We start from the raw sequence: 14,128 nt of genomic DNA, 5'->3' as shown, positions 1-14,128 counted from the left end.
CGTCGCCCCGAGAAGGAGATTCGCATGCGTGCATCGCTTCGCGTCGTCGTCACCCTGCTGGTGGTCGCTGCCGCTGTCCTCGCCGGCACCTGGCTCTGGCGCTACTACATGCTCTCGCCCTGGACCCGCGATGCCCGGGTACGGGCCGACGTGGTGGTGGTGGCGCCGGACGTGTCCGGCTGGGTGACCGACCTGGAGGTCAAGGACAACCAGGTGGTCAAGGTCGGCGACGTGCTGATGCGCATCGACCAGGAACGCTACCAGGCCAACCTGGAGCAGGCCCGCGCCGTCGCCGAGACCCGTCACCAGCAATACCTGTTGCGCCAGAACGAGGCGGCCCGGCGCAGCCGCCTGGGCATCGGCGCGATCAGCGCCGAGGACAAGGAAAACGCCCAGATCAATGCCGCCATCGCTCGCAGCGAGTACCAGGAAGCGCTGGCCCAGGTGAAGATCGCCGAACTCAACCTCAAGCGCAGCGAACTGCGCGCCGCGCGCAACGGCCAGGTGACCAACCTGCGCCTGGCCCAGGGCAACTACGCCACGGCGGGCCAGGCGGTGATGGCGCTGGTCGACCAGCAGTCCTTCTATGTGGTCGCCTACTTCGAGGAAACCAAGCTGCCCGGCATCCGCGTCGGCATGCGCGCCCAGGTCCGCCTGATGAGCGGCGATCAGCCGATCGACGGCACGGTGGAGAGCATCAGCAGCGGTATCACCGACCGCAACTCGACGCCGGACGGCCAGTTGCTGGCCAATGTCGAGCCAACCTTCAACTGGGTGCGCCTGGCGCAGCGCATTCCGGTGCGCATCCGCCTCGACCAGGTGCCGGCGGATGTCCACCTGAGCGCCGGGATGACCGCCAGCGTTACCGTGCAGGGGGACTGAGCGGCAGCGCTTGCGTGGCGCCATCCAGCGTGCTGGCGCCAAGCGCGCAGGCCAGCGCCGCCAGCACCAGGGCGAGGCCGACCCAGGGCGTCGCGGCGACTCCCAGTGCCGCCACCACCAGGCCGCCCAGCGCCGCGCCGAGGCCCACGCCCAGGTGCATGGCCGAGGTGTTCAGGGCGACGCCGGCGGAACCGCTGGCCGGATCGCTGCGCAGCAGGAAGCTCTGCACCACCGGCGAGATCATCCAGCTGATCGCGCTCCAGACCATCAGTACCGGCAGGAACCCGATGCTGCCCAGGCTCAGCGGCACCGCCGCCAGCGCCAGGGCGAAGGCCGCCGGCACCAGACGCAGGGCGCGCCGGTGGCCGAGGCGGTCGGCCAGCCAGCCGCCGATATAGCCGCCGCTCAGCGCTGCCAGGCCGATCAGCAGGAGGATCAGGCTGATCTCGCCGGGCGAGCGAATACCGGCCATGCTCGCCAGGTACGGGGTGAAATAGGCGAACAGGGTGAAGTGCCCGCCGAGCAACAGGATCGATACCAGTTGCGCGAGCCACAGCGCGGGCTGGCGCAACTGCCGCAGGTAGCCTTCGCGGCCGGGCAGGTCGCCGGCCTGGCGTTGCGGCAGGTAGCGCCAGAGCAGCAGGCACAAGGGCAGCGAATAGACCGCGATGCCGGCGAAGATCCAGCGCCAGCCGAACCAGTCGCTGATCTGTACGCCCAGTGGCACGCCGAACACCAGCGAACCGCTGATGCCCATGAAGATCAGGCCGATCGCCCGGCCGCGTTGGGCCGGGGCGGCCAGCTCGGCGGCGAGCAGGCTGGCGAGGACGATCAGCAGCCCGCAACAGGCCGACATTCCCAGGCGAGCCAGGAGCAGGCCGAGATAGCCCGGAGCGAGGGCGGCGAGCGCGTTGCTGAGGGCGAACAGCAGCAGGGTCGCCAGCAGCAGGCGGCGGCGTTCGATGCGCCGGGTCAGCCAGCCGAGCAGCGGTGCGGCGAGGGCGAAGCCGAGGGAGAACAGGGTGGTGAGCTGGCCGGCCAGGCTGATGGAGACCCGCAGGTCTTCGGCCAGGGGCGGCAGGATGCCGATCAGGATGCTTTCCGCCAGGCCGGCGGCGAAGGTGGTCAGGGATAGCAACAGCAAGCGAAGGTCCATGGCGGCTCCGATTCCCGGTAAGGGGTTTCGGGCGGTGGAGTGCCTTCGGTTATCCCTGATGATTGAGGTAAGACAGCGGACAGGGTAGAGCAGCGCGCGGCGGCCCGGCAAGTCCGCCGGGCCGGATGGCCCGACGGTAGGGAAAGCCGCTCAGCCGATGCTGATCGGCGGCAGTTCGGCCAGCTCGACGCTGAGCTTCTCTTCCGGCGCCATGATCTCCGCTTCGCCGTCGACCACCTGCTTGCCTGCCTGGTTGAACACCCGCGTGGCCATGCGCACGCGGTTCTTCGGCAGCTTCTCGAGGACTTCCAGTTCGACCTTCAGGTCGTCGCCGAGCTTGACCGGACGGGTGAAGCGCAGGGTCTGGCCGAGATAGATGGTGCCTGGGCCGGGCAGCACGGTGGCGATCGCCGCGCTGATCAGGGCGCCGCTGAGCATGCCGTGGGCGATGCGTTCCTTGAACTGGGTGGTGGCCGCGTAGGCGGCGTCCAGATGCACCGGGTTGCGGTCGCCGGAGACTGCGGCGAACAACTGCAGGTCGCGCTCGGCGATGCTGCTGGTGTACTCGGCCTTTTGCCCGACCTCTAGCTCGGCGTAGGGAATGTTCTGGACCTGGCTCATGTTCTCTCCTTTGTCGAATGATCCCGGCGGTGGCGCAGGGCCTGTTCCAGCCAGTCGATCAGGTCTTGGGTGACCGCGTCGCGGTTGCTCTCGTTGAACAGCTCGTGACGGGCCTCGGGATAGGTCTTCAGGGTCACCTGGCGCAGCCCGGCACCGCGCAGGGCGTCGGCCAGGTCGCCCAGGCGCTTGCCCTGGCTGACCGGGTCGCGTTCGCCGCCGATGATCAGCAGCGGCAGGTCGGCATCGATCTGCCGCAGGTGGGTGGGCGGGGTGATATCGGCCAGGCCGCCGAGCAGGTCCACCCACAACTGGTTGCTGCAGCGGAAGCCGCACAGCGGGTCGGCCACGTACCTGTCGACTTCCTGCGGATCGCGACTGAGCCAGTCGAAGGCCGTGCGATTGGGCTTGAACGCCTTGTTGAACGAGCCGAACGAGAGGAAGTCGATCAGCGCGCTCTTGCCCAGCGGCCCCTGGCGCCAGCGCTCGAAGCGGGCGATCAGGCGGGCGATCCGGTAGAGCGCTTGCGGCTGGTAGTTGGAACCGGAAAGGATCGCCCCTTGCAGGCTGCAGCTGTGGTGCAGCAGGTAGGCCATGGAGATGTAGCTGCCCATGCTGTGGCCCAGCAGGAAGATCGGCAGTTCCGGGTGCTGCTGGCGGATATGGTGGTTCAGGCTGGCCAGGTCGCCGACCACCTTGCCCCAGCCGCCCTGGTCGGCGAAGTGGCCCAGCTCGTCGGCTTCGGCGGTCCGGCCGTGGCCGCGCTGGTCGATCGCATAGAAGTGGTAGCCGGCAGCGTTCAGCGCGGCGGCGAGACGCTCGTAGCGACCGGCGTGCTCGGCCATGCCGTGGGACAGCATCACCGCGCCGACGGCCGTTGCGCTCGGCCAGTGGCGGGTGTACAGCGGGGTTTCGTCGCTGGCGGGGAGCCAGTAGGCAGCGGCGGGCATGTTCGTTCCTTGTGCCGGGCGGACGCGTTCCGGCGCATTCTAGCAGCGTACGCGGCTTCGTCCCGGAAAAGCGCCACCCTTGGGCACGGGCCGCTCTGGAATGGCGGGCGGCGAAGAGCGACAGGCTGGAGATTCACACTATCAATAAGGGCAGGAGGAGTATTTGCGCTGTCCGACGCAACTGCTAAGTTGCCCGATGCCCCGCACATGCGGGCCAGACCCGCTCAGGTAAGAGGACAAGAATAAATGCAACCTGAATTCTGGAACGACAAACGCCCGGCCGGCGTACCCGACAGTCTCGACTTCGCCGCCTACCGTTCCGTGGTCGAGGTCTTCGAGCGCTCCTGCAAGAAATTCGCCGACCGCCCGGCCTTCAGCAATCTCGGCGTGACGCTCAGCTACGCCGAACTCGATCGTCTGTCCGCCGCCTTCGCCGCCTACCTGCAGAAACAGACCGATCTCCAGCCCGGCGACCGCATAGCGGTGCAGATGCCCAATGTCCTGCAATATCCCATCGCGGTGTTCGGCGCCTTGCGCGCGGGGCTGGTGGTGGTCAACACCAATCCGCTGTACACCGCCCGCGAAATGCGCCACCAGTTCAAGGACGCCGGCGTGCGTGCGCTGGTCTACCTGAACGTGTTCGGCAAGCTGGTCGAGGAAGTGCTCCCGGATACGCGGATCGAGTACCTGATCGAGGCGCGCATGGGCGACCTGTTGCCGGCGCTGAAGGGTTGGCTGGTGAACAGCGTGGTGAAGTCGGTGAAGAAGATGGTCCCCGATTATCGCTTGCCCCAGGCGCTGCCGTTCAGGCAGGCCTTGAAGCAAGGCCAGGGCCATGCCCTGCAGCCGGTCAGGGTCGGCCTGGAGGATGTCGCCGTGTTGCAGTACACCGGCGGCACCACCGGGGTCTCGAAGGGGGCGATGCTCACCCACGGCAACCTGGTGGCGAACATGCTGCAGGTCCACGCCCAGCTTTCCCAGCTCGGCAAGGATGGCCTGCCGCTGATGAAGGAGGCGCAGGAGGTGATGATCGCGCCGCTGCCGCTCTACCACATCTATGCCTTCACCGCGAACTGCATGTGCATGATGGTCAGCGGCAACCATAACGTGCTGATCACCAACCCGCGCGACATCCCCGGTTTCGTCAAGGAACTGAAGAAGTGGCGTTTCTCCGCGCTGCTCGGCCTCAACACCCTGTTCGTCGCCCTGATGGAGCACCCCGGGTTCAAGGACGTCGATTTCTCCAACCTGAAGCTCACCAACTCCGGCGGCACCGCACTGGTCAGCGCCACCGCCGAGCGCTGGAAGGGCGTCACCGGCTGCACCGTGGTGGAAGGCTATGGCCTCACCGAATGCTCGCCGGTGGTGACCACCAACCCCTACGGCGAGCAGGCACGCCTGGGTACGGTGGGGATACCGGTCGTGGGCACGGCGCTCAAGGTGATCGACGAGCAGGGCAACGAGCTGCCTGTCGGCGAACGTGGCGAACTCTGTGTGAAAGGTCCGCAAGTGATGAAGGGGTACTGGCAGCGTCCCGAGGCCACCGAGGAGATTCTCGATGCCGAAGGCTGGCTGAAGACCGGCGACATCGCGGTGATCGACGAGGACGGCTTCGTGCGCATCGTCGATCGCAAGAAGGACCTGATCCTGGTCTCTGGCTTCAATGTCTACCCCAACGAGATCGAAGACGTGGTGATGGCCCATCCGAAGGTGGCCAGTTGCGCGGCGGTGGGCATTCCCGACGAGAAGTCCGGCGAGGCGGTGAAGCTGTTCGTGGTGGCCCGCGACCCCAGCCTGTCGGTCGAGGAGCTCAAGGCCTACTGCAAGGAAAACCTCACCGGATACAAAATTCCGCGACAGATTGTGCTCAAGGATGCATTACCGATGACGCCTGTGGGTAAAATCCTCCGTCGTGAGCTGCGCGAAATCGCCTGATAGCCTTACAAGGCTCTGAAACGGGCATTTGCCGGGGACAGGAAAGACCGTGACCGAGACTAATGTCTCGGTCATTTTTTTGACCGAATAGGTCATGTTTGGTGCTGGTCTGCCTCTGGCAAAGCTGATAATCTCGGCGCGCCTAATAGCCCTGGGTCCAGGGTTAGCGAGCAGATCACAACAAGATGCCGCCATGAGCGGTGAAGATTAGCTGTTGCTTAGGAGTGGGCTTCCATGATCGAAAACTTCTGGAAGGACAAGTACCCAGCGGGTATTGCTGCCGAGATCAATCCCGACCAGTACCCGAACATCCTGTCGGTACTGAAGGAGTCCTGCCAACGTTTTGCCACCAAGCCCGCGTTCACCAACCTGGGCAAGACCCTGACCTACGGCGAGCTGTACAAGCTGTCCGGCGACTTCGCCGCCTACCTGCAGCAGCACACCGATCTCAAGCCCGGCGACCGCATCGCCGTCCAGTTGCCCAACGTCCTGCAATACCCGATCGTGGTCTTCGGCGCCATGCGCGCCGGCCTCATCGTGGTCAACACCAACCCGCTGTACACCGCGCGCGAACTGGAACACCAGTTCAACGACTCCGGCGCCAAGGCGGTGGTCTGCCTGGCCAACATGGCCCACCTGGTCGAGGGCGTACTGCCGAAGACCGGCGTCAAGCAGGTGATCGTCACCGAAGTCGGCGACATCCTGCCGCCGCTGAAGCGCTTCATCGTCAACTTCGTGGTCAAGCACATCAAGAAGATGGTGCCGGCCTACAGCCTGCCGCAAGCCACCAAGCTGACCGACGCGCTGGCCAGGGGCGCCGGCAAGTCGTTCCAGGAAGCCGCGCCGCAGGCCGACGACGTCGCCGTGCTGCAATACACCGGCGGCACCACCGGGGTCGCCAAGGGCGCCATGCTGACCCACCGCAACCTGGTGGCCAACATGTTGCAGTGCAAGGCGCTGATGGGCGCCAACCTCAACGAGGGCTGCGAGATCCTCATCGCGCCGCTGCCGCTGTACCACATCTATGCCTTCACCTTCCATTGCATGGCGATGATGCTCACCGGCAACCACAACATCCTGATCACCAACCCGCGCGACCTGCCGTCGATGCTCAAGGACCTCGGCCAGTGGAAGTTCACCGGCTTCGTCGGCCTGAACACCCTGTTCGTCGCCCTGTGCAACAACGAGACCTTCCGCAAGCTGGACTTCTCCGCGCTGAAACTGACCCTCTCCGGCGGCATGGCACTGCAGCTGGCCACCGCGGAGCGCTGGAAGGAAGTCACCGGCTGCGCCATCTGCGAAGGCTACGGCATGACCGAGACCGCGCCGGTGGTATCGGTCAACCCGTTCCAGAACATCCAGGTCGGCACCATCGGTATTCCGGTGCCCTCGACCCTGTGCAAGGTGATCGGCGACGACGGCCAGGAAGTGCCCCTGGGCGAGCGCGGCGAACTCTGCGTGAAAGGCCCGCAGGTGATGAAGGGCTACTGGCAGCGCCAGGAAGCCACCGACGAGATCCTCGACGCCGATGGTTGGCTGAAGACCGGCGATATCGCGATCATCCAGGAAGACGGCTACATGCGCATCGTCGACCGGAAGAAGGACATGATCCTGGTCTCCGGCTTCAATGTTTACCCGAACGAGCTGGAAGACGTGCTGGCGACCCTGCCGGGCGTCCTGCAGTGCGCCGCGATCGGCATCCCCGACGAGAAGTCCGGCGAGTCGATCAAGGTCTTCGTGGTGGTCAAGCCGGGGGCGACCCTGACCAAGGAACAGGTCATGCAGCACATGCATGACAACCTGACCGGCTACAAGCGGCCGAAGGCCGTGGAGTTCCGCGACAGCCTGCCGACCACCAATGTCGGCAAGATCCTGCGCCGCGAACTGCGCGACGAAGAGCTGAAGAAAGCGGGCCAGAAGTAAGTCCGCCGTTGCCTGAAGAAGCCCCGCCGATGCGGGGCTTCTTCGTTGCAGGCAGTCGGTTGCGGGTGGACGGGCCTGTGCGGGCATGCCTGTAGCGCATCACCTGCCGGAGGAACCCCCCATGGCCCGCCTCGATCCTGCCCTGGCCGAAGAAATACGCCGTCTGCCGATCAGCCGGTGTCTGGAACTGATCCAGGCATTGCTGGATCGCGCCGGCCCCGAGGTGCTCAAGCGACTGGGGCGCTGAGAGGGCCATTGCCCACCAGCAGCGTCGGCCGTATCGCGGCAGCGAGCGTTAACCGGGATTCGTCCTCTTCCGCTCAAATCTGCGACAATTCCGAATATTTTTCGCCTCGGCAGTGGCCGGAGCTTCTTCCCGTCCTCCGCGACTGCGGCACGCTCACAGCATTCGAAAAGCCTAGATGACCGACCAGACTCCTTCCCTCGACCAACTCGTCCGGCGCCTCGACCAGGCCCAGATCAGCGACCGCCACCGCTTGCGCCGGCAGCTCCACGAACTGCGCAAGCAGCCCGACGACGCGCGCCTGGCGCAGTGGGTCGAGCGCTTCCAGGCCTCCTGCGCCAAGGTCGAGGCGCGGCGCGCCAGCGTGCCGGCGATCCGCTACGACGACAGCCTGCCGATCGCCGCCAAGCGCGACGAGATCAAGGCCGCCATCGCCGCCCACCAGGTGGTGGTGATCGCCGGCGAGACCGGCTCGGGCAAGACCACCCAGTTGCCGAAGATCTGCCTGGAGCTGGGGCGCGGCATCCACGGCCTGATCGGCCATACCCAGCCGCGTCGGCTGGCGGCGCGCAGCGTGGCGACGCGGGTCGCGGAAGAGATCGGCACGCCGCTGGGCGCGCTGGTCGGCTACCAGGTGCGCTTCGAGGACCAGAGCGACGACAGCACCCTGGTCAAGCTGATGACCGACGGCATCCTCCTGGCCGAGACCCCGCACGACCGCTACCTGGAGCGCTACGACACGCTGATCGTCGACGAAGCCCACGAGCGCAGCCTGAACATCGACTTCCTCCTCGGCTACCTGAAGACCCTGTTGCACCGGCGTCCGGACCTGAAGCTGATCATCACCTCGGCGACCATCGACCTGGAGCGTTTCTCCCGGCATTTCGACGGCGCCCCGGTGATCGAGGTTTCCGGCCGCACCTATCCGGTGGAGACCTGGTACCGGCCGCTGGCGGCGGAAACCGACGAGGAGGGCAACCGGGTCGAGGACGACCTGTCGGTGGACCAGGGCATCCTCGCCGCCCTCGACGAGATCGCCGCCCACGAACGCGAGGTCGGCAAGCGGCCCGGCGACGTGCTGGTGTTCCTCCCCGGCGAGCGGGAGATCCGCGACGCCGCGGAGATGCTGCGCAAGGCCAACCTGCGCCACACCGAGGTGCTGCCGCTGTACGCGCGACTGACCCCGGCCGAGCAGCAGAAGATCTTCCAGCCGCGCCCGGGACGCAAGATCGTGCTGTCCACCAACGTCGCGGAAACCTCGCTGACGGTGCCGGGCATCCGTTACGTGATCGACAGCGGCACCGCGCGGATCAGCCGCTACAGCTACCGCGCCAAGGTCCAGCGGCTGCCCATCGAGGCGGTGTCGCAGGCCAGCGCCAACCAGCGCAAGGGCCGTTGCGGACGGGTCGAGCCGGGCATATGCGTGCGTCTCTACAGCGAGGAGGACTTCAACGCGCGTCCGGCCTTCACCGACCCGGAAATCCTCCGCACCAACCTGGCCGCGGTGATCCTGCAGATGCTGCACCTGCGCCTTGGCGACATCGAGGCGTTCCCCTTTATCGAGCCGCCGGACGGCAAGGCGATCAAGGACGGCTTCACCCTTCTGCAGGAACTGTCGGCGGTCAACCGCGAAGGCCAGCTGACCCCGCTGGGGCGCCAACTGGCGCGCCTGCCGATCGACCCGAGGCTGGGCCGCATGCTGCTGGAGGCGGCCCAGCAGGGTAGCCTCGAGGAAGTGTTGACGGTGGCCAGCGCGCTGTCCGTGCAGGACCCGCGCGAGCGTCCGGTGGAGCGGCAGCAGGCCGCCGACCAGGCGCACGCGCAATGGAAGGACCCGGATTCCGACTTCGCCGCGCTGATCAATCTCTGGCGTGGCTTCGAGGAGCAGCGCCAGGCGCTGGGTTCCAACGCCCTGCGCAGCTGGTGCCGGAAGAACTTCCTCAACTACCTGCGCCTGCGTGAGTGGCGCGACGCCCACCGCCAACTGACCTTGATCTGCCGCGAACTGAAGCTGCCGTTCGGGCGTCCGGCCAAGGCCGAGGCGCGCAAGCCGGAGGCGAAGAAAGGCGCGTCGGCCGACAACGAACGCGAGGTACCGGGGATCGATTACGCGGCGGTCCACAAAGCGATCCTGTCCGGCCTGCTCAGCCAGATCGGGCAGAAGGCCGAGGAAGGCGACTACCTCGGCGCTCGCCAGCGACGTTTCTGGATCCATCCGTCCAGCGGCATCGCTCGCAAGCGCCCGCAATGGATCATGGCCGCGGAACTGGTGGAGACCACCAAGCTGTTCGCCCGAATGGTCGCGAAGATCGAGCCGGACTGGCTGGAGCCGCTGGCCGGGCACCTGATCAAGACCAACCACTTCGAGCCGCACTGGGAGAAGCGTCGCGGCCAGGTGGTGGCGTTCGAGCAGGTCACCCTCTACGGCCTCATCGTCATCGGTCGACGTCCGGTGCACTATGGTCCGATCGACCCGCCGGTGGCGCGCGAGCTGTTCATCCGCGAAGGCCTGGTGCGCGGCGAGATCAACAGCCGCGCCAGGTGCCTGAGCGCCAACCGGCAGTTGCTGGAAAAGCTCGACGAGCTGGAAGCCAAGGCACGCCGGCGCGACATCCTGGCCGACGAGGAAACCCTGTTCGCCTATTACGACGCGCGCCTGCCGGCGGATATCTACCAGACCGCCAGTTTCGAGAAATGGTACGCCCGCGAGCGGCAGAACCAGCCGGACCTGCTGCTGATGCGCGAGGAAGACGTGCTGGCCCGCGAAGCCAGCGAAGTCACTGCGGCGCAGTACCCGGATCGCCTGCGCCTGGGCGATCTGCACCTGTCGCTGAGCTACCAGTTCGAGCCCGGCACCGCGCGCGACGGCGTCACCGTGCGGGTACCGGCGCCGCTGCTGCCGCAATTGCCGGCCGAACGCATCGACTGGCTGGTGCCCGGCCTGCTCTACGACAAGGCGGTGGCGCTGGTGCGCAACCTGCCGAAGGCGATCCGCAAGAGCTTCGTGCCGGTACCGGACTTCGTCCGCGCCGCCCTGGAGCGCATCACCTTCGGCGAAGGTTCGCTGCCGCAGGCGCTGGGCCGCGAGCTTCAGCGCATGACCGGCGTGCGGGTAGCCGATGAGGCCTGGGCCGAGGCGGCGACGCAGTTGGACGATCACCTGCGGATGAACATCGAGGTGGTCGACGCCCAGGGCAAGTTCCTCGGCGAGGGCCGCGACCTGGCCGAACTCACCGCGCGTTTCGCCGAAGCCAGCCAGGCGGCCCTGGCGATACCCCAGGTCGACAAGGAACAGCAGCGTCCGGTGGAGGCCAAGGCCTTTGCCAGCGTCGCCGAGAAGGCCCAGCAGAAGGTCGCCGGATTGTCGATGACGGTATACCCGGCGCTGGTGGAGGAGCAGGGCGAGGTCAAGGAAGGGCGCTTCCCGACCCAGGCCGAGGCCGACTACCAACACCGCCGCGCCCTGCAACGACTGCTGTTGCAGCAACTGGCCGAGCCGGCCAAGTACCTGCGCGCCAAGCTGCCGGGGCAGATCGAGATGGGTCTGCTGTACCGCGAGCTGGGACGGGTCGAGGCGCTGGTCGAGGACATCCTCCTGGCCAGTCTCGACAGTTGCGTGCTGCAGGGCGAAAGCCTGCCGCGCGACGGCGCCGCCCTGGCCGCGCTGGCCGAGCGCAAGCGCGCTGCCTGGAACGAGCACGCCGAGCGCCTGGCACGCCTGGTGCTGGATATCCTCAAGCTCTGGCACGGCCTGCAGAAGCGCTTCAAGGGCAAGGTCGAGCTGGCCATGACCGTGCCGCTGAACGACGTCAAGGGCCAACTGGCCAACCTGGTGTATCCGGGGTTCGTCCGCGCCACCCCGCTGGAGTGGTTGAAGGAGTATCCGCGTTACCTCAAGGCCATCGAGCAGCGCCTGGACAAGGTCGCCGGCCAGGTCCAGCGCGACCGGGTGTGGAGCGGCGAGCTGGGCGAACTCTGGGCGCAATACCAGGCGCGCCTCGCCAAGCACGCCCAGGAAGGCAAGCGCGACGCCGAGTTGCAGGTGTATCGCTGGATGCTGGAGGAGTACCGGGTCTCGTTGTTCGCCCAGCAACTGGGGACCCGGCTGCCGGTCTCGGACAAGCGCCTGGCCAAGCAGTGGAGCCAGATCGAGGGCTAGTTCCAGGGATGCCGCGCGAAATGAAAAAGGCGCGCCGGTCGAAACCGGCGCGCCTTTTTCGTTCTGGTCCGATCAGTCGCGCAGGTTCAGTGCGCGACGGATGGTGAAGAACAGGTCGGTCTGGTCGGTCAGGCCGGTGACATTGGCGGCCTGCGGGCCGTAGGCGGCGATGCGCAACTGGGTGCCGGTGTGCTCCTGGGAGCCTTCCTCGGAGTTGCCGTAGCTGATCGCCAGCGGCGCGCCGTCCTTGGTCGTGAGCAGTTGGGTCAGCCCCGGCGCGGCGGTTTCCGGCGGGATGATCTGGCTGGAGTGGGCGTGGTCGGCGGTGACGATCACCAGGGTCTCGCCATCGGCCTTGGCGAAGGCCAGGGCCTTCTGCACGGCTTCGTCGAGGTCGACGGTCTCGCCGATCTGGCCGCACGGATTCGCGGCGTGGTCCTGCTTGTCGATGGACGCGCCCTCGACCTGCAGGAAGAAGCCGTTCGGATTGTCCTTCAGCAGCTCGATGGCCTTGCTGGTCATTTGCGCCAGGGTCGGGATGTCGGCGGTGCGCTTCGGGTTCGCCTCGCAGCTCACCGCCGGCTGGTTCAGGTTGCCGTGGTAGGTGGCGGTCGGACCGAGCCAGCGCACTGGCATGTTGCCCGGCGCGAACAGGCCGATCAGCGGCTGCTTCTGGTTGGCGCGGCGCACGGCTTTCAGCTCGTCGAGGTTCTCGACGATCCGGTAGCCGCGGGCTTCGGCCTGGGTGCGGAGGGTCTTGCCGGCATAGCGGCCAGCCTTGGCGGTTTCCGCGAAGGTCGCGGCGCCGCCGCCGAGGACCACGTCAGGGCGGGTCTTCAGCCATTGCTCGGTGATCGAGCCGGCGCCGCCGTTCTCCAGGGCATTGCTCGGGCACTGCTTGCTGGTGGCTTCGGGGCCGTAGCACTTGCGAGCGGTGACGTGGGCGAGCAGGGCGGCCGGGGTGGCGTCCTGCAGCTCGGCGGTGGAGACGTTGCCGGTGGCCTTGCCGTTGAGCTTGGCCAGCTCCAGCAGGTTGCGGTGTGGCTGTTCGTGGATATCCACGCCGATTGCGCCGTTGTACGACTTGACCCCGGTGGTCCAGGCGGTGGCGGAGGCGGCGGAATCGGTCACGTAGTCCGGCAGGCCGCTGTCCTTGTGCAGGGAGTAGTGGGTGTACTGGCCGGTCAGCGGCAGCGCATCGATACCCTTGAAGTAGCCGCCCGCGCCGCGCGCGTAGTTGCGCGCCACGGTGATCTCGGAGTCGCCCATGCCGTCGCCGATCAGCAGGATCACGTTCTTCGCCTTCTTCTTCGACAGCGACTGCTTCAGGGCCTGGGTCAGGTCCTGCTCGACGCGCCGTGCGCCGCCGTATTCGCTGAGTTCGCCACGGGCCTGGCGGTTGAACAGCGACGGATCGTCCTGGCGCGCCTGGGCCGGCAAGGCGCTGCCGAGCACGGCCATGGAGACGGCAAGAGAGAGGGCGAGGGGATAACCTGGGGTCATGACGCATTTCCCTATGTTGAGGAGGTGGCTGTGCGAGACGGCGGGGCCATCCGGCGAGTGCTACGAAAGTAGGGAAGGGTGATGACGGGCTTGTGACAATTTCTTTCGAAGTGTGTGGAGCACGCGACGCATCACGTCGTGACGAGCGGGGAGCGAGCCGGTATGGTGCGCAGGTCTATTCCGGTTCGTTCAAGGAAAGCCTCCATGAGTCTGCACGGCGTTTACGATTCCCAGAACATCTTCGCCAAGATCATTCGCGGCGAAGCTCCCTGCTACAAGGTCTACGAAGACGAGGACGTGCTCGCCTTCCTCGATCTGTTCCCGCAGTCCTACGGGCATACCCTGGTGATTCCCAAGCACGCCGAGGCGCGCAACCTGCTCGAGATCGATGCGCAGAACCTGGCCAAGGTCATGGCCGTGGTCCAGCGCCTGACCCGCGCCCTGGTCGAGGAGGTGCAGCCGGACGGCGTGCAGGTCGCCCAGTTCAATGGCGCCCCCGCCGGGCAGACGGTCTTCCACATCCATTTCCACATCGTCCCGCGCTTCAGTGGCGAGAACCTCGGCATCCATGCGGCGAAGCAGGGCGACCCGGAAGTGCTCGCACAACTTCAGGAGCGTTTGGCGCAGCGTCTGCAAGGCTGATTGCGCAAGGGCCGGCCCGGGACGGGGGCGGTCCTTCGCTCGTTGGATTTCTCTGAAATATTTTGTTACATACTGTCGAGAGTCAGGCGCGCCGCGGTTTTCCGGCGATGTGCGCA

At 66.5% G+C, this 14,128-nt stretch carries 10 protein-coding genes; 6 read left to right on the top strand and 4 right to left on the bottom strand.

Annotated elements, in window-relative coordinates; all coding sequences use genetic code 11:
• Positions 1–24 precede the first annotated feature (24 nt).
• Positions 25–882 (top strand): efflux RND transporter periplasmic adaptor subunit, encoded by an 858-nt coding sequence (locus HMPREF2914_RS10120; RefSeq protein WP_023091518.1) that lies wholly within the window; start codon positions 25–27, stop codon positions 880–882.
• Here the strand turns inward: HMPREF2914_RS10120 and HMPREF2914_RS10115 are convergent.
• The 3 genes from HMPREF2914_RS10115 to HMPREF2914_RS10105 form a co-directional block, all read right to left on the bottom strand.
• Positions 863–2,038 (bottom strand): MFS transporter, encoded by a 1,176-nt coding sequence (locus HMPREF2914_RS10115; protein WP_003130346.1) that lies wholly within the window; start codon positions 2,036–2,038, stop codon positions 863–865. The genes HMPREF2914_RS10120 and HMPREF2914_RS10115 overlap by 20 nt on opposite strands.
• Positions 2,039–2,188: 150 nt before the next feature.
• Positions 2,189–2,659, bottom strand: coding sequence for a MaoC family dehydratase (locus HMPREF2914_RS10110; RefSeq protein WP_003091647.1), 471 nt, complete (start codon positions 2,657–2,659; stop codon positions 2,189–2,191).
• Positions 2,656–3,606 carry an alpha/beta hydrolase gene (locus HMPREF2914_RS10105; protein ID WP_003115465.1) on the bottom strand — a complete coding sequence of 317 codons (951 nt, stop codon included), beginning with the start codon at positions 3,604–3,606 and terminating at the stop codon, positions 2,656–2,658. Before HMPREF2914_RS10105 ends, HMPREF2914_RS10110 begins: the two co-directional genes overlap by 4 nt.
• 246 nt (positions 3,607–3,852) lie before the next feature.
• On the opposite strand from HMPREF2914_RS10105, the gene fadD2 reads away from it, so the two are divergent.
• From fadD2 to hrpA, 4 genes are all read left to right on the top strand, one after another.
• Positions 3,853–5,541: a long-chain-fatty-acid--CoA ligase FadD2 gene (fadD2, locus tag HMPREF2914_RS10100; protein ID WP_003091644.1), complete on the top strand. Its 1,689-nt coding sequence runs from the start codon at positions 3,853–3,855 to the stop codon at positions 5,539–5,541.
• A gap of 234 nt (positions 5,542–5,775) precedes the next feature.
• Positions 5,776–7,464 carry a long-chain-fatty-acid--CoA ligase FadD1 gene (gene fadD1, locus HMPREF2914_RS10095; protein ID WP_003091643.1) on the top strand — a complete coding sequence of 563 codons (1,689 nt, stop codon included), beginning with the start codon at positions 5,776–5,778 and terminating at the stop codon, positions 7,462–7,464.
• A gap of 121 nt (positions 7,465–7,585) precedes the next feature.
• Complete coding sequence (locus HMPREF2914_RS32950) at positions 7,586–7,711, top strand: hypothetical protein (RefSeq protein ID WP_023091519.1); 126 nt, start codon at positions 7,586–7,588, stop codon at positions 7,709–7,711.
• A gap of 175 nt (positions 7,712–7,886) precedes the next feature.
• Entirely contained in the window at positions 7,887–11,867 is a 3,981-nt protein-coding gene (gene hrpA / locus HMPREF2914_RS10090) for an ATP-dependent RNA helicase HrpA (RefSeq protein ID WP_023091520.1), read from the top strand.
• A gap of 72 nt (positions 11,868–11,939) precedes the next feature.
• On the opposite strand, the gene phoA is transcribed toward hrpA, so the two are convergent.
• On the bottom strand, positions 11,940–13,370 hold the full coding sequence (gene phoA, locus HMPREF2914_RS10085; RefSeq protein WP_003091639.1) for an alkaline phosphatase: 1,431 nt from the start codon (positions 13,368–13,370) through the stop codon (positions 11,940–11,942).
• Between the two features lie 204 nt (positions 13,371–13,574).
• Here phoA and HMPREF2914_RS10080 point away from each other — a divergent pair, with 204 nt between their 5' ends.
• Positions 13,575–14,012 carry an HIT family protein gene (locus HMPREF2914_RS10080; RefSeq protein ID WP_003091638.1) on the top strand — a complete coding sequence of 146 codons (438 nt, stop codon included), beginning with the start codon at positions 13,575–13,577 and terminating at the stop codon, positions 14,010–14,012.
• The last annotated feature ends 116 nt before the right edge of the window (positions 14,013–14,128 follow it).

The organism is Pseudomonas sp. HMSC067G02 (assembly GCF_001813485.1).
GTDB lineage: Bacteria > Pseudomonadota > Gammaproteobacteria > Pseudomonadales > Pseudomonadaceae > Pseudomonas > Pseudomonas aeruginosa.
The sequence above is the reverse complement of the archived record's forward strand: the minus strand, read 5'-3'. Positions and strand labels throughout refer to the sequence as shown.